Raw genomic sequence first — 26,362 nt, forward strand, 5'->3', positions numbered from 1 at the left:
CTTCTGGGTGGTTCGTACTAGTGCGCGACGGCGGCGGCGCCGTGCTCGTCGACGAGTCGGCCCGTGACGAAGCGGTCGAGGGTGAACGGCGCGGCCACCGGATGCGGCTCGCCGGTCGCGATGGTGTGCGCGTAGGCGTCGCCGAGGCCGGGGGTGACCTTGAATCCGCCGGTGCCCCAGCCGCAGTTGACGAACAGGTTCTCGTACGGGGTGAGGCCCACGATGGGCGAGGCGTCGGGGGTGACGTCGACGATGCCGCCCCAGGTGCGCAGCACGTGCGCCCGGGCGAAGATCGGGAACAGCTCGACCGCGGCGGACATCTGCCGCTCGATGATGTGGAAGGAGCCGCGCTGCCCGTAGCCGACGTAGGAGTCGATGCCCGCGCCCATCACCAGTTCGCCCTTGTGCGCCTGCGACACGTAGACGTGCACGGCGTTGGACATCACGACGGTGGGGTGCACGGGTTCGAGCAGCTCCGACACCAGCGCCTGGAGGGGATGGCTCTGCACCGGCAGGCGGAACCCGAGCATGTCGGTGAGCGTGGAGGTGCGGCCCGCGGCGGCGAGCGCCACCCTCCCCGCGGCGATGTCGCCGCGGTTCGTGCGGACGCCGGTCACGCGGTCGCCCTCGGTGAGGAAGCCCGTGACCTCGGTGTCCTGGATGAGGTGCACCCCGGCCTCGGCGATCTTGCGGGCGTAGCCCCACGCCACGTAGTCGTGCTTGGCGATGCCCGCGCGGGGCTGGTAGGTCGCGCCCATGACGGGGTACCGGATGTCGTCCTCGACGTTGACGATCGGGCAGATCTCCTTGACGCCCTTCGCATCCACCCACTCGGCGTCGATGCCGTTGAGCACGTTCGCTCCCACCCGGCGCTTCGAGTCGCGCACGTCCTGCAGGGTGTGAGCCAGGTTGAGCACGCCGCGCTGGCTGAACAGGATGGGGTACTCGAGCTCCTCCTCGAGGCCCTCCCACAGCTTGAGCGAGTGCTCGTAGAACGCCGAGCTCTCGTCCCACAGGTAGTTGGAGCGGATGATGGTGGTGTTGCGGGCCATGTTCCCGCCGGCCAGCCACCCGCGCTCGATCACGGCGATATCGGTGATGCCGTGGTGCTTCACGAGGTTGTACGCGGTGGCCAGGCCGTGTCCGCCGCCGCCGACGATGACGACGTCGTAGGAGCGCTTGGGCTCCGGGCTGTTCCACAGATGGGTGGGGTGGTCCGGCAGCTCCGCGCCGGGCGTCCTCCGCTGATGTTCGGTCATATGTGCCTGCTCGCTCTCGGTTGCCGGTGGGTTAGTCCGTGGTCAGGGGCCTGTAGAGGGGGAATCGGCTCGCGAGGTCCGAGACCCGCCGCGCCAGCGCGTCGAGCGTCTCCTCCCCCGCGCCCGGCTTTAGCGCCTCGGCGATGATGTCCGCGACCTCGGCGAACTCCTCGTCGCCGAACCCCCGGGTCGCGAGGGCCGGCGTGCCGATGCGCACGCCCGAGCTCACCATCGGCGGGCGCGGGTCGAAGGGCACCGCGTTGCGGTTGACGGTGATGCCCGCGCGGTGCAGGCGGTCCTCCGCCTGCCTGCCGTCGAGCTCGGAGTCGCGCAGGTCGACGAGCACGAGGTGCACGTCGGTGCCGCCGCTCACGACGCCGATGCCGGCCTCCGCCGCGTCCGGCCGCGTGAGCCGGTCGGCGAGGATCCTCGCGCCGCGCAGCGTGCGCTCCTGCCGCTCGCGGAACGCCTCCTCGCCGGCGAGCTTGAAGGCCACGGCCTTGCCCGCGATGACGTGCTCGAGCGGCCCGCCCTGCTGGCCGGGGAAGACGGAGGAGTTGAACTTCTTCGCGAGCTCCTGCTTCGCGAGGATGATGCCGCCGCGCGGACCGCCCAGGGTCTTGTGGGTGGTCGAGGTCACCACGTGCGCGTGCGGCACGGGGTCGGGGTGCAGCCCCGCCGCCACGAGCCCGGCGAAGTGCGCCATGTCGACCATGAGGTACGCGCCCACCGAGTCCGCGATCCGGCGGAACTCGGCGAAGTCGAGGTGGCGGGGGTAGGCCGACCAGCCGGCGACGATGAGCTTCGGCCGGTGCTCCTGCGCGAGGCGCTCGACCTCCTCGTAGTCCACGAGGTGCGTGTCCTCGGCGACGTGGTAGGCGACCGCGTTGTAGAGCTTGCCCGAGAAGTTGAGGCGCATCCCGTGCGTGAGGTGGCCCCCGTGGGCCAGATCGAGGCCGAGGATCGTGTCCCCCGGCGAGAGGAGCGCGAACATGGCCGCGGCGTTCGCCTGCGCGCCCGAGTGCGGCTGCACGTTGACGTACTCCGCGCCGAAGAGCGACTTGAGCCGGTCGATCGCGAGCTGCTCGATCTCGTCCACGTGCTCGCAGCCGCCGTAGTAGCGGCGGCCCGGGTAGCCCTCGGCGTACTTGTTGGTGAGCACCGAGCCCTGCGCCTGCATGACCGCGAGCGGCGCGAAGTTCTCGCTCGCGATCATCTCCAGGGTGTTGCGCTGGCGCTCGAGCTCCGCGTTGATCGAGCGGTGGACCTGCTCGTCCAGGACCGCGAGGTCCTGCTCGAGGACGTTCGCTGCCGACGGTGATGGCAATTGATTCAACGCCCCAGCCTCCTTGCTAATCGGCGATTGATATATCAGTGACGGAAGCGACACTATCGGGCGCGTTCGGGAGAGTCAAGCGCGGCCCGGGAACCGGCGCTCCCACGCGGATCCGATAGGCTCGACCCCAGGATTTTCGACACGGGGAGGGCGGCATCATGGAGATGGTCTCGACCATGGACTCCGGCGCCGGCGCCCCCGATCTGCAGGGGCTCTCCCGGGCCGAGTACGCCACGAGGGTGCTGCGCGATCGCCTCATCGTGCTCGAGATCGCGCCCGGCAGCCCGATCCACGACGAGGCGATCGGCCGCGAGCTCGGCATCGGGCGCACCCCGGTGCGCGAGGCCCTCAAGCGGCTCGAGTCCGAGCATCTCGTGACGATGTTCCCCCGTCGGGGCACCTTCGCCAGCCAGGTCCACATCAGCGACCTCGCCGAGATCACCGAGATCCGCCTCCGCCTCGAGCCGCTCGCGGCATCGCGCGCGGCGAGGTTCGCGACGCAGTCCGACCGGGAGCGCATGGCCGCGTTCGCGGACGAGCTCGAGGGCACCGAGCCCGAGACCATGTCGATGCGGCGGGCGATGCGCGCCGACCTGCGCGCGCACCGCCTCGTCTACGCCGCCAACGGCAACGCGTTCCTCGAGGAGGACCTCATCAAGTACGACAACCTCGCCACGCGCATCTGGTGCCTGGTGGCCGAGCGGCTGCCGAGCATCGGCGAGTCGGTGAAGGAGCACACCCGGCTGCTGCGGCTCGTGGGCTCGGGCGAGGCCGAGCGCGCCGCGGAGGACACCTACGAGCACGTGCTCGACTTCGAGCGGCAGATGCGCTCCGTGCTGGGCTGAGCGCCGCCGCGCGGCGCGAAGCGGGGCCGACCGGCATCGCCGATCGGCCCCGCTCCCCCGCACCGGCTAGCGGTCGGCGAACTGCTCCACGCAGTTGCTGGTCGTGTCGCTGTACTCGGCGCCCTCGTGCTCGGCGTAGGCGTCCTTGTACGCGTCGAGGAAGCCCGCGGCGTCCTCGAGCCCGTAGCTCTCGGCGATCTCCTGCCATTCGGCCTCGGCGCTGTCGCCGACCTGCTCGCGCCACTCCTCCGTGGCCGACTCGTCCCACGCGGTGAGGGATTCGACCGTCGACGCGCCGAGCATGTCGTCGCACTGCGAGACCGCGGTCTCGTTGAAGACGTCGATCGCCGCGCCGCCGTTGAACTCGGCGGTCACGTCGTCGACCACCTGCTTGAGGTCGTCGGGCAGGCTCTCGTAAGCGCTCTGCGAGAACCACATGCCGAAGGTGGAGTACTGCCCGACGCCGGGGTCGGCCCAGTGCGGGATGAGCTCCATCAGCCCGTAGTTGACCGGGAAGTCGAGGGGCGCCCCGACGGTGGTGATGACCCCGCGCTCGACCGCCTCGTAGGTCTCGCTCGCGGTGATGGCGTTGATGTTCATCCCGGCGGCCGCGAGGACCTCCTGGATCACCGGCCCGGAGGCGCGCGCCTGCAGCCCCGCGAGGTCGGCGACGGAGGTCGTCTCGTCGGGCGTGCCGATGAGGAAGCGGCCGACCGGCCACGCCGAGACGTAGTGCAGCCCCGCGGAGTCGAGGCTCGCGAGCGCGGCCTCGTTCGTGGTGTGCAGGTCGTAGAGCGCGGCGGTGACCGCCTGCGAGTTCTGGTTGAGGAAGGGGATGCCGACCACGCTGACGGTCGGGAAGTACTGCGGCGTGTAGTCGGGGATGGTCACGCCGATGTCCGCCCGTCCGTCGCGGATGCACTCGACGATCTCCTCGGCCACGCACAGCGCCTCGTTCGTCGTGCGCTCGAACGTGATCCGCCCCTCCGAGGCCTCCTCGATGCGGTCGAGGTACCAGTCCTGCACGGCCGCGTTGGGCGTGCCCTCGGCGGCGCTGGTGGCGAGCGTGAAGTGGAACTCGGAGCCGTTGCCGCCGCCTCCGCCGCCCTCGGCGCAGCCGGAGAGCAGCAGCGCGGAGACGGCGCCGATCGCGAGCGCCGCCTTCTGCAGGCGCCTCGCGGTGGATGTGGGTTTCGACATGATTCGTCCTTTCTGGTGCCGGCGTTCTGGGGCGGCGGGTGCGTCGCCGTCGACTGCGCGCGCCGCTCGCCGGCCTGCGGTGGTGTTGGGTGGGTGGCGGTTCCGGACGCGGTCAGCGCCCGTCCCAGAACCGGTAGGCCTCGGTGTGATCCACGTTCCCGAGCGCCTGGAGCGCGTCGTCGAGGGCGCCGGTGACCGCCTCGCAGACGGGGGCCTCGTGCCCCACGGACTCCTGCACCGCCTTCGCGATCTTGACGTCCTTGGTCATGAGGGGCAGCGCGAACCCCGTCGCGAACGCGCCGTCGACGATGTGTTCGCCGAGCACGTTGAGCGTCACGAAGCTCTGCCCGGTGGAGGTGTTGAAGATGTCCACCATCGTCTGCCGGTCGAGGCCGAACCGCTCCCCCGCGATGAGCGCCTCGGAGGAGGCGGTGTACGCGGCGGCCGCGACGAAGTTGTTGAGCGCCTTCATGGCGTGCCCCGTGCCGAGCCCGCCCGTGCGGAAGATCCGCTCGCTCATCGCCTCGATCACGGGCACGGCGCGGGCGATGGCGTCCTCGTTCTCGCCGCCGAGCATGATCGAGAGCGTGCCGGTGACGGCGCGCTCCTTCGCGCCCGAGACCGGGGCGTCGACGAGGTGCACGCCGGCCCGCGCGAGCACGGCGCCCGTCTCGATCGTCTCGTTCGGGTTCGAGGAGCTCATGTCGACCACGACGGCGCCCGAGGCGAAGGGGATCCGCGGCTCGGGGCTCCCCGACTCGTCGTCGACGAGCACCGAGCGCACGATCGCGCTCGTGGGGAGCATCAGCACGATGACATCGCAGTCGGCGAGCCCGGCGGGCTCCTCGACCGCGGTCGCGCCGAGGCGCTCCGCGAGCGCCCGGGCCCGGGCGACGTCCGTGTCGTAGAGGCGCAGCGGGAACCCGGCCTTCGCGATGTTCGTCGACATCGGGTCGCCCATGGTGCCGAGTCCCACGAACCCGACGACGGGCCGTTCGGCGTCCTGACTGGAATGCATGGTGTCTCCTCCTGCGTCGTTCGCGGGGCTCATACGGCGCCGACCGTCGCCGACTCGCCGTCGAGGTCGAAGGCGATGCCGCGCTCCTCGAGGATCTCCTCGAAGGCGCGGATGCCCTCCACCGCCCCGGGGATGCCGATGTACAGCATCGAGTGGATGATGATCTCGCGGATCTCGAGCGGCTCGACGCCATTGGCGAGGGCGCCGCGGATGTGGATGCGGATCTCGTGGGCCTTGCCCTGCGCGATGAGCATCGCGAGGGTGACCTTGCTGCGGTCGGTCATCGAGAGCCCGTCGCGCTGCCAGATGTCGCCGAAGCACACCCGGGTCACGAACTCCTGGATCTTGTCGTTCACGTCGGTCGTGGATTCGGTCTGGCCCTCGGCGCCTTCGGGGCCGAACATCGCCCTTCGCTGGCGGATGCCGATGTCGTAGAGGTCGTCTCGTTGCATTTCGCGTCCTTTCGTCCCGCCGGGGCGGGCTTGCGGTGGTGGTGGTCGTCTCAGCCGGCCCCGACGGCCACGAGACTCGGGAGGAAGAGGGTGATCGCGGGCACGAGGAACAGCAGCACCACGGTGCCGAGGTCGATGAGGAACAGCGGCAGGATGCCGCGGAAGACCTGCTCGGTCGGCACGCCCGAGGTGCCGGCGACCACGAAGACGTTGATGCCCACGGGCGGCGTCACCATGCCGATCTCGATGAGCTTGACGATGAGGATGCCGAGCCAGATGCCGTCGAAGCCGAGCTCCATGGCGATCGGGTAGAGGATCGGCACCGTGATCACGAGGATCGACAGCGACTCGAGCACCATCCCGAGCGGGATGAGGCAGAGCAGCAGCAGCGCCATGGTGAGCATCGGCGGCATGTTCAGGCCCGCCACGGCGCTGGTGATCGCGTCCGGCACCCGGGCGGCGACGAAGAACGTCGAGAGGATGCCCGAGCCGATGATGATCATGAACACCATCGCCGTGGTCGAGCCCGTGTCCTGCAGCGCTCCGCGGAAGCTCGCGAAGATGCTCCGCAGCCCCTTGCGCCGGTTCTCGAGCACAAGCATGACGAAGGCCGCGAGGGCGCCGATGGCCGCCGACTCCGTGGAGGTGAACAGGCCCGAGTACATGCCGCCGAGCACCACGGCGAACAGGATCACGACGCGCACGAGGCCGCGCCAGGGCATCGAGCGCCAGGACTGCTGCTGCGCCTCCCCGGCTGCCGGCGGCGCGGTCTTGAGCGCCGTGACGTCGCGGCCCTCGCGGATCGTGCGGGCCTCGACGGCGTCCTGATGCGCCTTGCCCGCGACCCCGGCGAGGCTCTCCTCCGCCATCGCCTGCGGCGTGATCCGCGAGCCGGCGATCATGATGTAGACGGTGTAGGCGAGCGCCGAGATGATGCCGGGGATGATGCCCGCGGCGAGCATCTGCCCGACCGACTCCTGCGCGAGGATCGCGTAGAGCACGAGGAAGGTGCTGGGCGGGATCATCACGCCGAGCGTGCCCGCCACCGCCACGAGCGCCGAGGCCAGGTGGGCCGGGTAGCCGTGGCGGCGCATCTCCCCCACCGCGAGCTTGGACATGGTCGCGGCGGTGCCGATGCTCGAGCCGGAGACCGCGGAGAACCCCGCGCAGGCCATGACCGTGGCGACGCCCAGGCCGCCCGGCGCGCGGCGCGCCGCACGGCTCGCGATGGCGAACACGTGCTCGGCCATGTTGGCCCGCACCGCGAACATGCCCATGAGGATGAACAGCGGGATGATCGTGAGGCTGAAGCTCGCGGTGTTCGTGAAGGGCGAGGAGCCGATCACGCTGCCGGTGTAGCCGAAGCCCTTGAGGAGCAGCAGCCCGGCCGCGCCGGCGACGCCGAGCGCGATCGCGACGGGCGTGCGGATCGCGAGCAGCACGAGCAGCAGCGCGAGCGCGACGATGACGGCGATGGTGGTCATGAGCGGGCCCCGCTTCCATTCGTCGTGACGGCCGGCTCCCCGGCGGCGCCGGGGACCTCGGCGAGGTCCGGCTCGGGCAGGGTCTCCGCCACGAGCTCCACCTCGTCGCGGGCGCCCAGCGGCTCCCGGCCCCGGATCGTGCGGGCGAGGTTGAGGATCGCCACCAGCAGGAACATGAGGATGCCCGCGAGGATCACCCAGCGCAGCGGCCACATCGGCCAGCGCACGAGCCCGAAGCGCTCCTCTCCGCGCTGGGTGGCCTCGACCGCGCGCAGCGCCGAGGCCCACGCCATCCAGGCGAGGAACACCGCGGTCACCGCCCAGGTGACCACGAGGCAGACCTGCGCCGCGCGCTTCCCGAGCCGGTCGGTGAGCAGCGTCACGGCGACGTGCTCGCCGCGCACCGCGGCGATCCCGAGCCCGAAGAAGATCGCGATCACCAGGCTCGTCTCCGCGAGCTCGATCATGCCCGGCAGGCTCTTGTCCGTGATGTTCCGCACGACCACGTCCACCGTGATCGCGAGCATGAGCACCACGAGGCACAGCGCCGCGATGACCGCCATGGCCCTCGCCGCCGCCGTCACGATGCGTTCCATATCATTCACCTCTTTCGCTCCCGTCGGGGCGCCGGCCGTCCTCGTCGCCGAGTCCGGCCCGCCCCGGCTCCGTCCGCGCGCTGCGCTGCGCGCTCGTGGCGGAGCCGTCGATCGGGTTCTGTCGTCCATTCGAGTATCGATCCGGATCGGAATCCGGTGTTGTCCGCCGCCGCACAGGGAGTTTCCCCTCGGCGCAGCCCTGCCCGCCCGCCCCTCGGCGCGGTAGTACCCTGGGAGGGCCCCTCCCCACGGTCCGAGGAAGTATCTGGAGGTCACGTGCCGTTCGCATCCGCGCAGGAGCCCGTCGCCGCGCAGCTGGCCGAGCCCGACGGCCCCGACGCCGTCGTCAAGGAGTTCATCCCGCCGACCACGCCCGGCGGCGCCATCCTGCAGCGCGCGCACGTGAGCAGCTTCGAGCAGTGGCGGCAGATCGTCAGCAGGCAGTTCGTGCAGCTCAGCCTGCGCACCACGCTGGACGAGTTCGGCGGCTTCCTCGAGCGCATCTGGATCGAGGACATGTGCGCCACCTACATGCGCGCCGACGAGCACAGCGTCCACCGGCTCGCCTCGGCCATCGACCCCGACGAGCCGCAGCAGCTCAAGCTCTCGCTGCTGCTCGAGGGCGACTGCATCGTCACGCAGGGCGAGAACCGGGCCCGCCTGCAGCCGGGCGACGTGACCGTCTACGACACCGGCCAGCCGTACTCGCTCGAGTACGAGGGCGGCATGACCACCTTCGTGCTCGTGTTCCCCAAGCACCTGCTCGGCATCTCCCGCCGGCTGCTGACCGGGGCCACCGCCCTCCGCCTCCGCGGGGACGAGGGCATCGGCAAGGTGATCAACCCGTTCATGCAGCACATCGCCGAGAACCTCGAGATCCTCACCGGCTACAGCGGCGTGCGCGTCATGCGCAGCGCCCTCGAGCTCATCTCCACGCTGCTGTCCACCGAGCTCGCCGCGCACGCCGCCGAGCAGCCCGGCGGCTACCGGGCCGACATGGAGAAGTACCGCGACTACATCGAGGCGCACCTGGGCGACCAGGACCTCGGCACCGACTCGATCGCCGCGGCGCACTACCTCTCCACGCGGTACCTGCAGCACCTCTTCAACGAGGAGGGCACCACGGTCTCGGACTACATCCGCACCCGCCGCCTGGAGCGCTGCCGGCTGGCGCTGCTCGACCCCGCGCAGGCGCCGCTCAGCATCTTCCAGATCGCCCAGCAGTGGGGCTTCATCGACGCGGCCCACTTCAGCCGCACGTTCAAGTCGGCCTACGGGGTGAGCCCGAGCGTGTACCGCCGGGCCCACAAGGATGCGGAGGCGGGCGGGTAGCCGCGCCTCCGCATCGCGGGCGCCGGGGCTAGTGCCCGAACGTGCCCATCACGTGGCCGCGCGCGAGGGTGCTGCCGAACATCATGAAGCCGAGCCGCGCGGGCGAGGCCGTCTCGTCGATGTCGAGCGTCTCCACGTCGAGCGCGTGCACGACGAAGTAGTAGCGGTGGTCGCCGTGCCCCGGAGGGGGCGCGGAGCCGACGAAGCCCTGCAGGCCGCCGTCGTTCCGGAGGATCGTCGCGGCCTCGGGGAAGCCGCTGCGATCGCCGAGCACGACCGCGCCCTCGGGGATCGAGGTCGTATCCGCGGGGATGTTGAACGCGGCGAAGTGCCAGAAGCCGCTCATCGTCGGCGCGTCGGGGTCGTAGCAGGTGATGGCGAAGCTCTTCGTGCCCTCGGGCGCGCCGCTCCAGGCCAGGTCGGGCAGCGCGTCGCCGCCGTCATCGGGCCGCGCCATGGCCGACACCTGCCGGGGCGCCAGCGCCTCGCCGTCGGCGACGGCCCGCGAGGTCACCGTCAGGGCCGGTACCTCGGGCAGTGTTTCGAACGGGTTGATTCCCATATCCCTCTCCTTCATCAGATCGTCCAGCCGCCGTCCACGGCGACCGTCTCACCATTCATATACGAGCTGTCGGAGCTCACGAGGAAGCTCGCGACGCCCGCGACCTCCTCCGCCCTGCCGGGCCGTCCGGCGGGGATCTCTCGCGCCATGCGCTCGGCATGGGCGTCGTCCTCCCATCCCGACGCCGTCATGGGCGTGAGGATGGATCCGGGCGCGATCGCGTTGATGCGCGCCCCGAACTGCGCGACCTCCCTCGCCGCGGAGGCGGCGAGCGCGGCCACGGCCGCCTTGGAGGCGTTGTACGCGGGCTGGTCCTCGACGGCGTGGCGGATGACCGCGGAGGAGAGCACGACGCCGGCGAACCCCGGCGCGGCCGCTCCCGACCGGACGGCTCTCGCGCACCAGCGCAGTGCCAGGAAGGTGCCCTCGACGTTCACGGCGGTCACGCGGCGGAAGGCGTCGAGCCCCGTCTCGTGGAAGGCGCCGCGGCCGCGGATGCCCGCGCAGTGCACGAGCGCCGCCGCGCCGTCGGGGGCGAGCGCGTCCCACGCCGCCTCGTCCGTCACGTCGAAGGCCGGGGCCGCGCCGCCCTCCGCCGCGAGGTCCAGGCCGGTCACGGCCCAGCCGTCGGCGCGGAGGCGCTCGGCCACGGCCGCCCCGATGCCGGACGCGGCGCCGGTCACGATCGCGCGGGGTTCAGGCTGCAACGTCCGCCTCCTGCTTCGCCTCGAGCTCCTGCTTCCATCCGGCGCCCGCGCGGGTCTCCCCGGCGATGAGCGCCGTCAGCACGTACACCACCAGTGAAGCAGCAATCGCGGGGACGATCGCCGGGAGTCCGCCGACGACGAGCACCCCGGTCACGCCCAGTGCGGCGACCGCGCCGCCCGCGACGACCGAGAGCAGGGAGGCCCACTTGCCGCCGAACGGCGTGAACAGGCCGAAGACGAAGGAGACGAACACGCCGGAGCCGTACATCGTGAACGCCATCGTGAGCACCTGGATGATCCCCGGCACCACGAGCGAGATGCCGAGCGCCACGAAGCCGAGCACGACCGTGAGCGCCTGCGACCACACGAGCTGCCGCCTCGGGCTCTCGCGGATCGAGCGGACCTTGAGCAGGAAGTCCTGCGAGATGTTGCTCACCGCGGCGAGCAGCAGGGCGTCGGCCGTGGACATCACCGCCGAGATGATGGCGGCGATGAGGATGCCCGCGGCCCAGACCGGCAGGACGTTCTCGATGAGCGCCGGCACCGCGCCAACGCTCGGGTCGAGGTCGGGGAAGAGCACCTTCGCCGCCATGCCCGCGAGCGCGGGGACCACGGCGAAGAGCGCCGTGAGCACGCCGGCCAGCGCGGCGCCGCCCGCAGCGACCCGGCCGCTCTTGGCCGCGAAGACGCGCTGCATGACGTCCTGGCCCACCATCTTGTGCACGACCACCGGCAGCGCGGCGCCGAGGAAGAACGACCAGCCCTGATTGAGCGGGTTGAAGGACTGCTCGACCCCCGCCGAGTGGAACGCCTCGGTGATGGCGCCGAGGCCGCCCGCCGCCTGCACCGCGATGACGGCGACGAGCACCATGCCGACGACGATCACGCAGAACTGGATGAAGTCGGTGATGGCGACGCCCCACATGCCCGAGACCACGGTGAAGACGATGATGAGCACCATGCCGACCACGGCGCCCCAGGGCTGCCCGAGGCCGAGCGCGCCGAACGCCGAGGCGGCGGCGCCGACCTGGCCCGCGAGGATGCCGAGCAGCGCGATCACCGAGAGCGCCGAGAGCAGCAGCTGCAGGCCGCGGCTGCGGTAGCGGCTGCCCAGGAAGCCCGGCACGGTCGTGAATCCGCCGTTGCGCATGGGCTTCGCGACAAACACGGCGAGGAGGCACAGGCCCGCGCAGACGCCGATCGCGAACGAGATCGCCGCGAAGCCCACGGCGTAGGCGTCCTGGCTCGTGCCGAGCACGAACGCGCCGCCGAAGTTGATGGCGAGCAGCATCGTCGCCGTGAGCACGGTGCCCATCTTGCGGCCGGCGAGCAGATAGTCGTCATCGCTCTTGACGCGGGTGCGCAGCCAGGCCGCGATGCCGAACATGCCCACCAGGTACAGCACGATGACGATGAGGATACCGAGGTTCATCGACCCTCCTTTGGTAAAGAGAACGCTGCTTTGCGTTCATATTGATCAATAACTTACATACTTCCCTCCGATATGGCAATTACCGGGTTCGAGACATTCCACTATCCTGGAGTTCCGACGCGCTGCGGCGCCGGAATCGACCAGCCGCCGGCTCGGCCCTCACAGAACGGACACACGATGACGCGTGGACAGATGCCCATCATCGACGCGGTGGACAAGCGCGTGCTCGAGGCGCTGCGCGACCACCCCCGCGCCACCACGAGCGAGCTGGCCGAGATCGCGGGCGTCTCCCGCCCCACCTTCCGCACGCGACTCGACCGGCTGTGGGACAGCGGCGTGATCATCGGCCACGAGCCCCAGCTCGATCTCGGGCTGATCGGCTTCACGGTGCAGGCCTGGGTCGAGCTCGAGGCCGACCAGACCAAGCTCCCCGAGATCGCGAAGGCGCTCGACGAGCTGCCCTCGGTGATCGAGGCGTTCACGACCACCGGCACCGCCGACATCCGCTGCCGCGTGGCCGCGCACAGCACCGCGCACCTGCAGGAGGTGATCCGGGCGATCACCGACTGCGAGGGCGTCTCGCGCACCGTCTCCTCCGTGATCCTCAGCCCCCTCGTCAACCACCGCAAGGTGCAGACGCTCGACCTGCTCCTCTAGCGGTCGGCCGCCCCGGCAGGACCGGCCGCCCCGGCGGACCGGCGAGTCCGGCAGGCCCGGCCGCCCCGGCAGGCCCGGCGGGACCGGCGGGACCGGCAGGCCCGGCGGGACCGGCAGGCCCGGCGGGACCGGCAGGCCCGGCAGGCCCGGCAGGCCCGGCAGGCCCGGCGGGACCGCACGTCGTCGCGTCTGCGGTTCGGATGCTTCGCCGGGTGTGCCGTTCCGGATGCGAATAGCTTGCAGGACCGGCCATACGGATCGTGCGCGCTATTCGCATCCGGAACAGCAGCCCGGGCTCAGACCACCCCCCGCCCGGGTGCCCCTCACCCGGGCAAACCCGGCTGGCCCCCGGGGTCAGGCCACCCGGCTCAGGCCACCCGGCTCAGGCCACCCAGCTCAGGCCACCCAGCTCAGGTCGCCAGGTTCAGGCCGCCCGGCTCGAGCCGCCGGGTTCAGGCCGCCCGGCTCGAGCCGCCGGGTTCAGGCGGCCCCGGCTCAGGCGGCCGGGCGCGCCTTGCGCCGCGCGAACAGGTTCACCACGAGCGTGCCCGCGAAGGCGATCGCCGCGGAGGTCGCCATCGCGGTCACCATGCCGACGGCCGTGGTCGAGACGAAGGGCGCCGCGATGGCGGGCAGGTAGGCGGTGGCCTCCGCGCCCGTGAGCCCGACCACCGCGCCGCCCGCGGTCGCGGCGACCAGGGCGATCGCGAACACGCGCTTGTCGCCGAACATGAACGGGTACGAGGCCTCCACGAAGGTGCCGAAGAAGAAGTTCACGCCCGCCCCCGAGCCCGCGAGCGCGCGCTCGCCCGAGGTGCGCGGGGCCAGGAGGTTCGCCATCGTGATGCCGAAGGACACCATCACGAGCGCCGCCATGTCGATCGCGCCGAAGAAGCTATGGCCCTTCTGCGACATCTCGAGCAGCACGAGCGGCAGCAGCACGGCGTGGTACACGCCGCCGATGATCGCGGGCCAGATCACGAGCCCCGCGAGCGCGCCGGCCAGCAGCGGCGAGAACTCGAGCACGGCCTGGATGAGCGCCTGCACGCCCTCGCCGAGCCAGGCCGTCACGGGCGCGAGCACGAAGAACACGAGCAGGCCGGGCAGGGCGCCCGCGATGGCGCCGGTGAAGATGTTCGCGGTGGTGGCGGGGAACCTCCAGCCGAGGAAGAGCCGCACGAGCCATGAGGCGAGCAGGCCCGCGAGGATGCCGCCGACCAGGCCGCCGAGGATGCCGCCCGGCTGCGCGAGCGTGCCCGCGATCGCGCCGGCCACGAGCCCCACCTCGTCCAGCCCGGAGATCTTCCGCGCCGCCACGGCGGCCACCACGATGGGCAGCGCCGCGATGAGCAGGTCGAAGACCTCGCTCAGCCCTTCGAGGCCGGGGATCTTGCCGATCGCGAGGATGAGCGCGAGCGTGATGAACGCCGGGATGGAGCCGACCATGATGCCGCGGATGCTGATGCGCCGCCAGGCCGGCTCGTCCCCGGCCGAGCCCGCGCCCGCCGAGCCGAGCGAGGGGCGGTACTTCGCGCCCCAGTGCCGGGCGAGGCCGGAGGCGTAGGCCACGGCGCGGGTCGTGCTCGTCGTGCCGGTGGTGCCCGAGGCCGAGACGAGGCGCAGCCCGAGCTGCTGCGCCTTCGCGATCGAGCTGCCGCCCGTGCCCGCGGCGGGCAGCCCCGCCTCGACGGCGGCGGTCACCGCGGCCGCGTTCGTGCCGGCCGGGTCGGCGCTCACGAGCACGAGCGCGTCGATCTCGCCCGCGCGGATGCGCTCGGCGAGCTGCGCATCCCGCTCCCGGGCCGTCGCGTTGATCTCGGCGAGGGCGCCCTCCGCGAGCGGTCCGATCCGCCCCTCGGCCAGGCCCCAGAGCGCGGCGCGCGCCCGCTCGCCGATGCCGTCCATCGAGGCGTCCGCCGCGACGAACTGCACCGCGGCGAGTTCGAATCCCGCCGCCTCGAGCTGCCGCCGGATGTCGCCGAGCAGCTTCGCCGGATCGTCGCCGCCGTGGCTGCGCAGGTTGCCGCCGCTCGAGCCGAGCACCGCGATCCGCCGGCGCGGCGCCCGCGCTCTGGATGCGGCGCCGTCCGGCTCGGCGTCGGAGGACGGGCCTTCGGAGGGCTGGCGATCGGATGCTGGGCGGTCGGCGACCATGCGCTTCTTTCGTTCGACGGCCGGCAGGCTGCCGGGCGGGCGATGCGGAACGCCATTCATCCTAGGACCGCATGGGTCCGGGCCTTCAATTCGCCCCATAGCAGGTGTAGCCTGAGACGTCGCCAATCGCGATGACGACGACGGACGACGCTGTGGCCTATCCGGGCTCCGCGCCGCGCCGCCAAGCCAGCGCCGGCCGTGTCCTGGGCCAGCATCCTCGATCAGGAATCGGCCCGGGGACAGGGTCTCCGCGCCCGAAAACAGACCGTTCAGGAGCACATCCGTGTCGAAGGACACCGCCACCGTCCCCACGCAAGACCCGCAGGGCGCCGCGTCGACGAAGAAGAACAAGCCGTGGCAGGTCATCACCGCCAGCCTCGTCGGCACCTCCATCGAGTTCTACGACTTCTACGTCTACGCCACCGCCGCCTCCCTGGTCTTCCCCGCCCTCTTTTTCCCCAGCGACGACCACGTCACCGCGCTGCTCGCCTCCTTCGCCGTCTTCGGCGTGGCGTTCATCGCGCGACCCATCGGCTCGATCCTCTTCGGCCACTTCGGCGACCGCATCGGCCGCAAGGGCACCCTCGTCGGCACGCTCCTCGTGATGGGCATCGCGACCTTCATCATCGGCCTGCTCCCCACCGCCGCCAACCACGACGGCTCGGTGAACGAGAGCATGACGGTCATCGCGCCGCTCCTGCTCGTGGTCATGCGCTTCTGCCAGGGCCTCGGCCTGGGCGGCGAGTGGTCGGGCGCCGCGCTGCTCGCCACCGAGAACGCGCCCGCGAACAAGCGCGCCATCTACGGCACCTTCCCGCAGCTCGGCGCGCCGATCGGCTTCATCCTCGGCAACCTGCTCTTCGTGATCCTCAACTTCACGCTCACCGAGGAGCAGTTCATGACCTGGGGCTGGCGCATCCCGTTCCTGCTCTCGGCCGTGCTCGTCGTCCTCGGGCTGTGGGTGCGCATCCAGCTCACCGAGACGCCCGCGTTCCAGAAGGTGCAGCGCGAGAAGCACGTCGTCAAGGCCCCGCTCGTCGAGGTCTTCAAGCACTCGTGGAAGGCGATCATCCTCGGCACGTTCGTGATGCTCGCGACCTACGTGCTCTTCTACATGATGACCGCCTTCATGCTCACCTACGGCTCGACCCCCACCACCGAGCAGGCCGCCGCCGCGGCCGCCGAATCGGGCGAGGCCTTCGACGCCGCGAGCTACGTGGGCGGCCTCGGCTACCCGAAGACCGACTTCCTCATCATGCTCATCATCGCGGTGCTCTTCTTCGCCGCGTTCACGCTGGTCTCGGGCCCGCTCGCGGAGCGCTTCGGCCGCAAGAAGATGCTGCTCGGCGTCACCGCGCTGATCTTCGCGTTCGGCTTCGCCATGACCCCGATCCTCGACCTGGGCCACGTCGGCGTGCAGCTGCAGCTCATCCTGGGCATGACCCTCATGGGTCTCACCTTCGGCCCGATGGGCGCAGTGCTGCCCGAGTACTTCCCCGCGAACACCCGCTACACGGGCTCGGCGATCGCGTACAACCTGTCCTCGGTGATCGGCGCGGGCATCGCGCCCTCGGTCTTCGTCGCGCTCTGGAGCGTCGGCGAGGGCTCCCCGGTCTGGGTGGGCGTCTACCTGGCGGGCGCCGCGGTGCTCACCATCGTCGCCCTGCTGTTCAGCAAGGAGACCAAGGGCTACGACTACGCGAACACCTCCCGCGCGGACTGACCCCCTCCCCGTACCCCTGCTCCTAGCGAATCTTGGCGGCGGGTTGTCGGCCTCGGCTTCCGAGGTCGACGATCCGCCGCCAAGATTCGTCGTTGCGCCGGGGCTCGGGGCGCGGGGGCTCGGGGTCAGCGGGCGGATTCGAGGCGGGTGACGGCCTCCTCCACGGTGGAGCGGGGGCAGGCGAGGTTGATGCGCATGTAGCCCTCCCCCTCGACGCCGAACTTCTGCCCCTCGTCGAGCCAGAGCCGCGCCTCGGTGAGCATGAACGTGCGCAGCCGCTCGGCGTCAGGCTCGACCTCGCGGCAGTCCATCCACGCGAGGTAGAGCGCATCGGCCGGCAGCACGTCGACGCCGGGCACGCGCGTTCGCACCGCCTCGGCGAAGTAGCGGTGGTTGCCGCGCACGTATTCGAGCACGGCCTCCAGCCAGGGCTCCCCGTGGCGGTAGGCGGCCTCGGCCGCGACCGTGCCGAGCACGTTGTTCAGCGAGGCCATGTTGCGGCCGATCTGCCGCCGCAGGTTCTCGCGCAGCGCGGGGTTCGGCACGAACACGTTGGCCGACTGCAGGCCGGCGAGGTTGAAGGTCTTGCTCGGCGCCGTGCAGGTGATGCTGTTCTGCGCGAACTCCTCGCCGAGCGAGGCGAAGGGGATGTGCCGCCGCTCGGGGTTCATGACGAGATCCTGGTGGATCTCGTCCGCGATCACGATCACGCCGCGGCGCGCGCAGATCTCGCCCATCGTGCGCAGCTCCTCCTCGCTCCACACGGTGCCCGTGGGATTGTGCGGGTGGCTGAGGATGAACAGCTTCGTGTCGGGGCGGATGGCCTCCTCGAACGCCTTCGCGTCGAAGCGGTACCCCTCGCCCTCGCGCACGAGCGGGGCGTAGGCGAGGTGGCGACCGTTGAGCCGCACGTCGTTGTGGAAGTGCACGTACACGGGCGGCTGGATGAGCACGGAGTCGCCCGGGCTCGAGAAGGCCTGGATGATGTTCTTGATCGTGGTGATGATGCCGTTGGTGTGCACGACCCACTCGTCGGGCACCTCCCAGCCGAAGCGCCTGGCCTGCCAGCCCGTGACCGCCTCGAGGTAGGAGGCGGTGGTCTCGAGCGGATAGCCGAACACGCCGTGATCCACCGCGTCGTGCAGGGCGTCGAGCACCGGCTGCGGCGCGCGGAAGTCCATGTCCGCCACCCACATCGGCAGCGGATCGGCGGCGGCCTCCTCCGGCGACAGCATCGTGGCCGCGCCGCTCCACTTCTCGGAGTTCGTGCCGCGGCGGTCGACCACCTCGTCGAAGAGCGACTGCTGGATTCCGGCGGTGGTCGTGCTCGAGTTCATCGGTTCCTTCGTTCCGGGCGTGCGGGTGCTCCGACGAGACTATTCCGCCGCCGGGCGCTCGCGAAATCCCTCGTAACACTGCGGAAACGACGGCGCGACGAAGCGGACGGCGCGCCGGAGACGACAGATGCGTCGCAGTTCGCGGTTCTGCGGCGTGCAGAACCGCGAACTGCGACGCATCTGCGAGGCATTCCGGCTGACAGGGCGGCGAGGCCCGCCGGGCCGCCCGGCGATCGGGCAGCCCGGCGGGCCGCGCAGCTACGCGGCGAGGCGCTCCGCGGTCTCCACCACGTTGGCGAGCAGCAGGGCCCGGGTCATGGGGCCCACCCCGCCGGGGTTCGGCGAGATCGCGCCGGCCACCTGCCAGGCGGCCGGGTCCACGTCGCCGCGCACCTTGGACTTGCCGGTCTCGGGGTCGACCGACCGCGAGACGCCCACGTCGAGCACCGCGGCGCCCGGCTTGATCCACTCCGCCCGCACGAGGCCCTGCGAGCCCGCGGCGGCGATGACCACGTCGGCCGTGCGCACGATCTCCCCGAGGTCGCGCGTGCCGGTGTGCGTGAGCGTCGCGGTGGCGTTGATCTCGCGCCGTGTGAGCAGCGGTCCGATCGAGCGGCCCACGGTCACGCCGCGGCCGATGACGACCACGTGCTTGCCCGCGAGGTCGATGCCGTTGCGGCGCAGCAGCTCGATGCAGCCGCGCGGGGTGCACGGCAGCGGGGTCGAGATGGGCTCGTTGACGTTGAGCACGAGGCGGCCGAGGTTGGTGGGATGCAGGCCGTCGGCGTCCTTGAGCGGATCGATGCGCTCGATGATCGCGTCCTGGTCGATGTGCTTCGGCAGCGGCAGCTGCACGATGTACCCGGTGCAGGCCGGGTCGGCGTTGAGGCGGTCGACCGCCTCCTCCACCTCGCCCTGCGTAGCGGTCTCGGGCAGGTCGATGCGGATCGACTCGACGCCGATCTCGGCGCAGTCGCGGTGCTTGCCCGCGACGTACCATTTCGAGCCCGGATCCTCGCCGACCAGCACCGTGCCGAGGCCCGGCACGATGCCGCGCTCGCGCAGCGCGGCTACGCGGTCGCGCAGGTCGGCCTTGATCTCGGCCGCCGCTTGCTTTCCATCGAGGCGCAACGCCTCGCTCATGCGTAGACCAGGCCCTCGTAGAGCGGGAGCCGGTCGGCGAGCGCCTGCGTGCGGGCGCGCAGCGACTCGACGTCCGGCTCGGGCTTGAGGGTCTCGGCGATCACGTCGGCGACCTCGCGGAACTCCTCGTCGCCGAAGCCGCGCGAGGCGAGCGCGGGCGTGCCGACGCGCAGGCCCGAGGTGACCATCGGCGGCCGCGGGTCGTTCGGCACCGCGTTGCGGTTGACGGTGATGCCCACCCGGTGCAGGAGGTCCTCCGCCTGCTGGCCGTCGAGGGCCGAGTCGCGCAGGTCGACGAGCACGAGGTGCACGTCGGTGCCGCCGCTCGTGAGCGCCACGCCGGCCTCCTTGACGTCGTCCTGCTGCAGGCGCTCGGCGAGGATCTGGGCGCCGCGCTTGGTGCGCTCCTGGCGGTCGCGGAACTCGTCCGTCATCGCGAGCTTGAAGGCCACGGCCTTGCCCGCGACCACGTGCATGAGCGGGCCGCCCTGCTGGCCGGGGAACACGGCCGAGTTGATCTTCTTGGAGAGGTCGGCGTCGTTGGTGAGGATGAAGCCCGAGCGGGGGCCGCCGATGGTCTTGTGCACGGTCGAGGAGACGACGTGGGCGTGGGGCACGGGGCTGGGGTGGATGCCCGCCGCGACGAGGCCCGCGAAGTGCGCCATGTCGACCCACAGGTACGCGCCGACCTCGTCCGCGATCTCGCGGAAGGCCGCGAAGTCGAGCTCGCGCGGGTAGGCCGACCAGCCGGCGATGATGACCTTGGGCTTGTGCTCCTGCGCGAGGCGGCGCACCTCGTCCATGCCGACGCGGCCGGTCTCGGGGTCGACGCCGTAGGCGGCGACGTTGTAGAGGCGGCCCGAGAAGTTGATCTTCATGCCGTGCGTGAGGTGGCCGCCGTGGTCGAGCGAGAGGCCGAGGATGGTGTCGCCGGGCGTGGCGAGGGCGTGCAGCACGGCCGCGTTCGCGGTCGCGCCGGAGTGGGGCTGCACGTTCGCGAACTTCGCGCCGAAGAGCTCCTTCGCCCGGTCGCGGGCCAGGTTCTCGGCGACGTCGACGACCTCGCAGCCGCCGTAGTAGCGGCGGCCCGGGTAGCCCTCGGCGTACTTGTTGGTCAGCACGCTGCCCACCGCCTCGAGCACGGCGCGCGGCACGAAGTTCTCGCTCGCGATCATCTCGAGGGTGTTGCGCTGACGATCGAGCTCGTCGCCGAGGACCGCGGAGATCTCCGGGTCGATCTGCGAGAGGGGAAGGTTCTGATAGTCGGACACTAGAGACTCCTAATTCGGATTCCGGCTCACGGCACCGGACGGTCATGAGTGTCGGCGAACCCAGGCGTGCGGCTCGTGCTCCGAAGGCCGCTCCCCGATGGTGCCCCACCCGACGCCAGTCGCGGCTCGACAAGTCTAGACGCACCCCCTCCGGCGCACGCAATACGGGGACGCGGATGGCGCATCCCGGCCCCGGCGAGGACGCGGCGGGCGCGGCGCCGCTACCGCGTCCGCGGCCTCGCAGCGCGCGCCGCGGCCAGGTCGATGCCGAGGTTCAGGAGGACGGCGAGCCCGATCATCGCGAGGAAGGTGATGCCGAGGCCGCCGAGTCCCGTCGCGTCCAGCACGAGGCCGCCCACGAACGAGCCGCTGCCGATGCCGAGGTTGAAGGCGGAGGTGTAGAGCGCGCTCGCGAGGTCGCGGTGCCTCGTCGGCGCGACCGCGAGCAGCCGCGCCTGCAGCAGCGTCGGGGTGAAGCCCATCGCGATGCCCCACAGGAACATGCCCGCGAGCGCGAGCGGCTGGTGGTCGGCGAGCAGCGCGAGCGAGCCGCCGCCCACGAGGAACAGCGCGAAGGACGTGTAGAAGCCGATGCCCGGCCGGCCCGAGAACACGAGCCCCGTCGCGAAGGTGGCCCCCGCCGCGGCGATGCCGTAGCCGAACAGCGCGACCGGCAGCCAGCCCTCGGGCAGCGAGACCGGGCCGAGCAGGTAGGGCGAGACGTAGGAGTAGAAGGAGTAGTGCCCGGTCATGACGATCGCGCACAGCACGCACACGAGCGCCACGAGCCCCATCGAACGCGGGGATCGCCTCGGCAGCACGATCGCCGCGGTGTCGCCGATGGCCTGCGGGGCCGGCTGCACCTCGATGGGCGAGGTGGATGCGGCGGGCTCCCGCTGGCCCTTCGGCAGCACGAGCCAGAGCAGGGCGGCGACCGCGATCGACACGGCCGCGAGCGCGACGAAGGTGAGCCGCCAGCCGAAGAGCTGGCCGAGGAGCGTGCCCAGCGGCACGCCGAGGACGAAGGCGAGCCCGCCGCCGCCGCTCGTGATCGACACGGCCTTCGTGAGCTGCTCGGGCCGCACGAGCGTGGCGGTGTAGGCGGTCACGGAGGACCAGAACACGCCCTGCGCGATACCCGTGAGGATGCGGGTGGCGAGCACCCAGCCGTACGTGGGGGCGAAGGCGGTCGCGAGCGTGGAGACCGAGAATAGCAGCAGCACCGAGACGAGCAGCACGCGCTTGGGCACCCGCCGCAGCAGCACCATGAGGGGCGTCGAGGTGACGACCACGCTGTAGGCGAACACCGTCATGAGCAGGCCGATCTGCGATTCGGCGACGCCGAGCCCGGGCGCCATGAGGTGCATGAGCCCCGTGGGCAGCATCTCCGTGGTGATCGACATGAACGTGGCGGTCGCCAGCGTCAGCAGCGGCGCCCACGGGAACTTGGTTGCGGAAGCGTCGGTCACCGTTCGAGCGTACTCCCGCGTCGCGATGCGGGAGTACACGGCGCGGACTACTCCCCCGCCGCGGGCCTCCAGTACGCTTGCCTTCGTGACCGAAACGACTTCTCCCGCATCCGAGTCCGCGAAATCGAGGCCCAACCACTGGGTGCTCACCCTGGTGTGCGCCGATCGCCCGGGCATCGTGCACGCGGTGACCGCAGCGATCGTCGCCTCGGCGGGCAACGTCATCGAGCTCCAGCAGTTCTCCTCGCGCGACACGGGCCGCTTCTTCCTGCGGCTCGAGGTGGACACCCCGGTGACCCGCGGCGCGCTCCTGGCCGAGCTGAACCCGGTGGCCGAGCGCTTCGACGCCGAGATCCGCCTCGAGGACGCGACCCGGGCGATCCGCACGCTCGTGCTCGGCTCCAAGGCCGAGCACTGCGCGAACGACCTGCTGTTCCGCCAGCGCGCCGGGCACCTGCCCATCGAGGTCACCCGCATCCTCGCGAACCACCCGACGCTGGGCGACCTCGCCGGGTTCTACGATGTGCCGTTCGAGCACCTGCCGATCGCGGGGCCCGAGGACAAGGCCGCGTTCGAGGATCGCGTGCGGCGGATCATCGAGGAGGAGGGGATCGAGCTCGTCGTGCTCGCGCGCTACATGCAGATCGTCTCGCCCGAGCTCTGCGCCGAGCTCGAGGGCCGCGCGATCAACATCCACCACTCCTTCCTCCCGGGCTTCAAGGGCGCGAACCCGTACCGGCAGGCGCACGAGCGCGGCGTGAAGGTCGTGGGCGCCACCGCGCACTTCGTCACGACCGACCTCGACGAGGGGCCGATCATCGAGCAGAACGTGCGCCGCGTCGACCACGACGACACGGTCAAGGAGCTGCAGGCCATGGGCCAGGACGAGGAGTCCCGCACGCTGACCCAGGCGGTCAAGTGGTTCGCCGAGCACCGCATCCTGCTCGACGGGCAGCGCACGATCATCTTCAAGTAGCCGGCTCGGAAGCACGAGGAAGGCCCCCGACTCGTCGGGGGCCTTCCTCGTGGGCGGGCGGCTAGTCGCGCGGCTCGGCGATGCGCCGCATGACCGCCTCGATGATGCGGTGGCCGGCGCGGTCGCGCAGCGTCATGAGCGATTCCGGGTGGAACTGCACCGCGTACCAGCGCTTCTCGGAGTGCTCGATCGCCATCGGCACGCCGTCGTCGTCGCTCGCCACGATCGTGAGCCCCTCGGGCACGGTCTCGGGGTCGATGTAGAGCGAGTGGTAGCGGCCCGTCACGAACCGCTCCGGCAGCTCGTCGAGGAAGCCGGGCGCCGTCACCACGATCTCGCGCTCCTGCCCGTGCAGCGGGTAGTCGAGCTGCCCGAGCGAGGCGCCGAGGTACTCGCCGATGGCCTGCTGGCCCAGGCACACGCCGAACACGGGCAGGCCGCGGGCGTCGAGCTCGGCGAGGATCTCGTCGTCCTTGAAGTCGCGCGGCGAGCCCGGGCCGGGCGACATCACCACGAGGGTCGCGTCGATCGAGTCGAGCTGCGCGCGCACCTGCTCGATCGGCACGCCGCCCCTGGGCACGCGCACGGTGCGCACCTCCGCGCCGGTCTCGCGCATGTAGCCGGCGAGCATCTGCACGAAGGAGTCCTCGTGGTCGAGGAAGAGGATGCGGTGGCCCGCGCCGATGGCGGGATCGGCGGCGTCGGCCTCGGCGGCGCCCTCCTCCGGGCGCGCGGCGATGGCCTCGAGCAGCGCCGAGGCCTTCATTTCGGTCTCGCGCTCCTCCTCCTCGGGCACCGAGTCGATGAGCAGCGTGCCGCCGGCGCGCACCTCGGCGATGCCCTCGCGGATCATCGCGGCGCGGATGGTGAGGCCCGTGTTCACGTCGCCGTTCGCGTAGAGCACCCCGAGCGCGCCAGCGTACCAGGTGCGCGGGGAGCGCTCGTGCTCGTCGATGAACCGCATCGCCCAGATCTTCGGGGCGCCGGTGACGGTGACGGCCCACATGTGGGTGGCGAACGCATCGAGGCCGTCGAAGCCCTCGCGCAGCGCGCCCTCGACGTGGTCGACGGTGTGGATGACCTTCGAGTAGAGCTCGACCTGGCGGCGGCCGATTATGCGCACCGACCCCGGCTCGCAGACCCGCGACTTGTCGTTGCGGTCCACGTCGGTGCACATCGTGAGCTCCGAGCGGTCCTTCTCGCTGTTGAGCAGCGTGCGGATCTGGTCGGCGTCGGCGATCGCATCCGCCCCGCGCGCGATGGTGCCGGAGATGGGCGCGGTCTCGACGCGGCGGCCCTGCACGCGCACGAACATCTCGGGCGAGGCCGTGACGAGGAACTCGTTGCCGCCCAGGTTCATGATCGCGCCGTAGGGCGAGGGGTTCGCGCGCACGAGCGAGCGGAACACCGCAGAGGGCGAGGTGCGCACCGGCTCGCGGAAGGCCTGGCCCGGCACCGTCTCGAACAGGTCGCCCCGCGCGAAGTAGTCCTTCGCGCGCCGCACGAGCCCGGCGTACTCCCCTGGCTGGTGGTCGCGCGAGCCCTGCGCGTCCGCCGCCGGCGGGACGAAGGGCGCCGGCGTCCGCTCGCGCGGCAGCCCCGCGGTGCTCTCGCCGCGGTAGCTGTAGTCGAACTCGTAGCGATGCGCGTCCCCGCGCTGCCGGTGCACGGCGATCACGCTGTCGGGCAGGTACATGACGAGGTCGCGCTGCTCCCCGCCCGCCGGCTCGTCGAGGTGCTCGATCTGCCGCACGAGGTCGTAGCCGAGCGAGCCGTAGAGGCCGAGGTGCCGGGCGTCCTCGGGCAGCGCGTCGATGATGTGCCGCAGCACCGCGAAGGAGGAGCGGCGGCGGGTGCGCTCCTCCTCGGGCAGGATCTCGTCCCGCTGCGGCGCGATGCCGATCGCCACCTCGCGGTCGTCGACGCGGCGCACGTCGAGGCCCTCGACGTCGGCGAGAAGATCCTCGAAGGCGCGCAGCGGCACGAGGCCGCGGTCGTTCAGCGCGCGCATGCGCATCCGGAAGCCCCGGCCCTCGATCACGAGGGGCGGGTCGATGAAGCCGATGTCCCATCGCGTGTACCGGCCCGGGTACTCGACGCCCGAGGCGAGGACCACGCCGGCTCGGTCGTCCAGACCGGCGATGATCTCGTCCACTTCGCGCGGTTCGGCAACACGATCGGAACAGACAACAGTAAGCACCCTCGCATCCTACGCGGACGCGCGGGTCTCCACGAATGCCGGCCGGGCGCCGGACGGGCCCGCCGCTGCGGCGCCTCCGCCCCGGGCCGTCCCGGACTCACGCGGAGGCCGGCGGGGCCTCCGCGTCGACGACCTCGATCTCGGCGGAGCCGAGTACGCGCCCGTTGACCTGGATCTCGATGCGGTGCGGGCCGGGGTGGATCCTCCGGATCGAGACGTGCGCGAAGGCGTGGCGGCGGGAGAGCTCGACGGGCCGCCCGGCGGGGAGATCCCGGACCGCGAGCTTGAACACCTTGCCCGCCTTGGGGCCGCGGGCTCCCCGGTAGTGGACCACGTAGTCGATCGCCGCGCGCGTCGGCTCCGGCGCGCGCAGCGTGAAGCCGATGGCGGTCTCGCCGCCGATCGGCACGGTCGCGGGCGAGCAGACGAGGTCCGAGAGCTCGACGGGGGCGTCGTGGTCGAAGCCGAGGATCGCGAGCGCCGCGGGATGCCCCTGCTTCACGAGCGTCCGGAGGCCGTGGCGCGCGACGGCGGCGCCGTGCTCGCCGGCCCCCGACCAGCGCGCCGCGGTCTCGAGGGCGAGGTCCGGATGGTCCTTGCCGATGTCGTTGAGGTGGTTCGCCACCGAGCGGCGCACGTACGCGGAGTCGTCCTCGACGAGCGGCTCCAGCAGCGCCAGCGCGGGCGCGGGGTCGGCGATGAACCGGGCGAGCCGCCGCCCCCACGGCAGCCGCGGCCGCGTGCCCTCGGAGACGAGCCGCCGCACGTGCTCGTCGGGGTCGGCCGTCCACGCCCGCAGGTGCGCCATCGTTGCCTCGTAGTGGGTCTCGATGAACGGGCGGATCGCGAACTCGGCCGTGTAGCGGGGCGTGAGCGCCGCCAGCAGCGGGAGGGCGAGGTCGGGGCGGTCCAGCATCGCCGTCGCGACGTACTCGTCGACGGGCATCGAGGCCCAGCCGTGGAGGCCGCCGCCGTCGAGCGCGGCGCGGATCGTCCGATCGGCCTCCTCGGGCGAGGCGGGCATCGAGGCGGCGAGGGCCCGGGCGATGAGCCCGATCCGGGCCTTGAGCTCGAGCTCGTCGAGGCCGTCGACCGCGAGGCGCTCGAACGCCGCCCGGTCGAACGAGGGCGAGGCCTCGGCGAGCTCGCGGGCGAGGCGGGCGACGAGCTCGGGCGAGAGCTCGTCCTTGAAGCCGGCCATCGGGTCCG

Annotated in this window: 22 protein-coding genes; 5 read left to right on the plus strand and 17 right to left on the minus strand. The window is 71.4% G+C overall.

Going from position 1 to position 26,362, the window contains the following annotated elements; translation table 11 throughout:
- Positions 1–17: 17 nt before the first annotated feature.
- The gene (locus FM112_RS15970; RefSeq protein ID WP_087009445.1) at positions 18–1,259 is read right to left on the minus strand and encodes a sarcosine oxidase subunit beta family protein; all 1,242 of its coding nucleotides are present in this window, start codon (positions 1,257–1,259) and stop codon (positions 18–20) included.
- Between the two features lie 31 nt (positions 1,260–1,290).
- Complete coding sequence (gene glyA / locus FM112_RS15975; RefSeq protein WP_176386891.1) at positions 1,291–2,538, minus strand: serine hydroxymethyltransferase; 1,248 nt, start codon at positions 2,536–2,538, stop codon at positions 1,291–1,293.
- A gap of 215 nt (positions 2,539–2,753) precedes the next feature.
- Here glyA (FM112_RS15975) and FM112_RS15980 point away from each other — a divergent pair, with 215 nt between their 5' ends.
- Positions 2,754–3,440 carry a GntR family transcriptional regulator gene (locus tag FM112_RS15980; protein ID WP_369678180.1) on the plus strand — a complete coding sequence of 229 codons (687 nt, stop codon included), beginning with the start codon at positions 2,754–2,756 and terminating at the stop codon, positions 3,438–3,440.
- A gap of 66 nt (positions 3,441–3,506) precedes the next feature.
- Here the strand turns inward: FM112_RS15980 and FM112_RS15985 are convergent, their stop codons facing one another.
- From FM112_RS15985 to FM112_RS16005, 5 genes are all read right to left on the minus strand, one after another.
- Positions 3,507–4,640 carry a TRAP transporter substrate-binding protein gene (locus FM112_RS15985; protein WP_087009448.1) on the minus strand — a complete coding sequence of 378 codons (1,134 nt, stop codon included), beginning with the start codon at positions 4,638–4,640 and terminating at the stop codon, positions 3,507–3,509.
- A 112-nt stretch (positions 4,641–4,752) separates the two neighbouring features.
- Positions 4,753–5,658, minus strand: a complete 906-nt coding sequence (locus FM112_RS15990; RefSeq protein ID WP_087009450.1) for an NAD(P)-dependent oxidoreductase — start codon at positions 5,656–5,658, stop codon at positions 4,753–4,755.
- A gap of 29 nt (positions 5,659–5,687) precedes the next feature.
- Positions 5,688–6,110: a carboxymuconolactone decarboxylase family protein gene (locus FM112_RS15995; protein ID WP_254910547.1), complete on the minus strand. Its 423-nt coding sequence runs from the start codon at positions 6,108–6,110 to the stop codon at positions 5,688–5,690.
- 50 nt (positions 6,111–6,160) lie between these two features.
- On the minus strand, positions 6,161–7,594 hold the full coding sequence (locus FM112_RS16000) for a TRAP transporter large permease (protein WP_087009451.1): 1,434 nt from the start codon (positions 7,592–7,594) through the stop codon (positions 6,161–6,163).
- On the minus strand, positions 7,591–8,190 hold the full coding sequence (locus FM112_RS16005) for a TRAP transporter small permease (protein WP_254910548.1): 600 nt from the start codon (positions 8,188–8,190) through the stop codon (positions 7,591–7,593). The genes FM112_RS16000 and FM112_RS16005 overlap by 4 nt, the downstream gene beginning before the upstream one ends.
- 276 nt (positions 8,191–8,466) lie before the next feature.
- On the opposite strand from FM112_RS16005, the gene FM112_RS16010 reads away from it, so the two are divergent.
- Complete coding sequence (locus FM112_RS16010) at positions 8,467–9,522, plus strand: helix-turn-helix domain-containing protein (RefSeq protein WP_176386883.1); 1,056 nt, start codon at positions 8,467–8,469, stop codon at positions 9,520–9,522.
- 28 nt (positions 9,523–9,550) lie between these two features.
- Here the strand turns inward: FM112_RS16010 and FM112_RS16015 are convergent, their stop codons facing one another.
- Genes FM112_RS16015 through FM112_RS16025 form a run of 3 tightly spaced genes read right to left on the minus strand, consistent with a single transcriptional unit; the run spans position 9,551 to position 12,223 of the window.
- Positions 9,551–10,084 carry a YbhB/YbcL family Raf kinase inhibitor-like protein gene (locus tag FM112_RS16015; protein ID WP_087009453.1) on the minus strand — a complete coding sequence of 178 codons (534 nt, stop codon included), beginning with the start codon at positions 10,082–10,084 and terminating at the stop codon, positions 9,551–9,553.
- Between the two features lie 14 nt (positions 10,085–10,098).
- On the minus strand, positions 10,099–10,791 hold the full coding sequence (locus FM112_RS16020; protein ID WP_087009454.1) for an SDR family NAD(P)-dependent oxidoreductase: 693 nt from the start codon (positions 10,789–10,791) through the stop codon (positions 10,099–10,101).
- Entirely contained in the window at positions 10,781–12,223 is a 1,443-nt protein-coding gene (locus FM112_RS16025) for a sodium:solute symporter (protein ID WP_087009455.1), read from the minus strand. Before FM112_RS16025 ends, FM112_RS16020 begins: the two co-directional genes overlap by 11 nt.
- 177 nt (positions 12,224–12,400) lie before the next feature.
- Here FM112_RS16025 and FM112_RS16030 point away from each other — a divergent pair, with 177 nt between their 5' ends.
- Entirely contained in the window at positions 12,401–12,880 is a 480-nt protein-coding gene (locus tag FM112_RS16030) for an Lrp/AsnC family transcriptional regulator (protein ID WP_176386884.1), read from the plus strand.
- Between the two features lie 495 nt (positions 12,881–13,375).
- Here the strand turns inward: FM112_RS16030 and FM112_RS16040 are convergent, their stop codons facing one another.
- The gene (locus FM112_RS16040; RefSeq protein WP_217874642.1) at positions 13,376–15,034 is read right to left on the minus strand and encodes a hypothetical protein; all 1,659 of its coding nucleotides are present in this window, start codon (positions 15,032–15,034) and stop codon (positions 13,376–13,378) included.
- Between the two features lie 364 nt (positions 15,035–15,398).
- Between FM112_RS16040 and FM112_RS16045 the strand changes: the two genes are divergently transcribed.
- The gene (locus FM112_RS16045) at positions 15,399–16,757 is read left to right on the plus strand and encodes an MFS transporter (RefSeq protein WP_254910552.1); all 1,359 of its coding nucleotides are present in this window, start codon (positions 15,399–15,401) and stop codon (positions 16,755–16,757) included.
- A gap of 125 nt (positions 16,758–16,882) precedes the next feature.
- On the opposite strand, the gene FM112_RS16050 is transcribed toward FM112_RS16045, so the two are convergent.
- The 4 genes from FM112_RS16050 to FM112_RS16065 all read right to left on the minus strand — a co-directional run bounded on the left by FM112_RS16050 (position 16,883) and on the right by FM112_RS16065 (position 21,977).
- Positions 16,883–18,094: a MalY/PatB family protein gene (locus FM112_RS16050; RefSeq protein WP_087009458.1), complete on the minus strand. Its 1,212-nt coding sequence runs from the start codon at positions 18,092–18,094 to the stop codon at positions 16,883–16,885.
- A 258-nt stretch (positions 18,095–18,352) separates the two neighbouring features.
- Positions 18,353–19,237: a bifunctional methylenetetrahydrofolate dehydrogenase/methenyltetrahydrofolate cyclohydrolase gene (locus FM112_RS16055; protein ID WP_087009459.1), complete on the minus strand. Its 885-nt coding sequence runs from the start codon at positions 19,235–19,237 to the stop codon at positions 18,353–18,355.
- Positions 19,234–20,508, minus strand: coding sequence for a serine hydroxymethyltransferase (gene glyA / locus FM112_RS16060; RefSeq protein ID WP_087009460.1), 1,275 nt, complete (start codon positions 20,506–20,508; stop codon positions 19,234–19,236). The genes FM112_RS16055 and glyA (FM112_RS16060) overlap by 4 nt, the downstream gene beginning before the upstream one ends.
- A 221-nt stretch (positions 20,509–20,729) precedes the next feature.
- Positions 20,730–21,977, minus strand: coding sequence for an MFS transporter (locus tag FM112_RS16065; protein ID WP_176386886.1), 1,248 nt, complete (start codon positions 21,975–21,977; stop codon positions 20,730–20,732).
- A gap of 85 nt (positions 21,978–22,062) precedes the next feature.
- On the opposite strand from FM112_RS16065, the gene purU reads away from it, so the two are divergent.
- Positions 22,063–22,953: a formyltetrahydrofolate deformylase gene (gene purU / locus FM112_RS16070; RefSeq protein ID WP_254910549.1), complete on the plus strand. Its 891-nt coding sequence runs from the start codon at positions 22,063–22,065 to the stop codon at positions 22,951–22,953.
- Between the two features lie 61 nt (positions 22,954–23,014).
- Here the strand turns inward: purU and FM112_RS16075 are convergent, their stop codons facing one another.
- Both FM112_RS16075 and FM112_RS16080 read right to left on the minus strand, forming a co-directional pair.
- Entirely contained in the window at positions 23,015–25,153 is a 2,139-nt protein-coding gene (locus FM112_RS16075; protein ID WP_087009462.1) for an anthranilate synthase component I, read from the minus strand.
- A 97-nt stretch (positions 25,154–25,250) separates the two neighbouring features.
- The gene (locus tag FM112_RS16080; RefSeq protein WP_087009463.1) at positions 25,251–26,354 is read right to left on the minus strand and encodes a DNA alkylation repair protein; all 1,104 of its coding nucleotides are present in this window, start codon (positions 26,352–26,354) and stop codon (positions 25,251–25,253) included.
- Between the last annotated feature and the right edge of the window lie 8 nt (positions 26,355–26,362).

The sequence above is a fragment of the Gulosibacter sp. 10 genome (assembly GCF_900163695.1).
In the GTDB taxonomy this organism is placed as follows: Bacteria; Actinomycetota; Actinomycetes; order Actinomycetales; family Microbacteriaceae; genus Gulosibacter.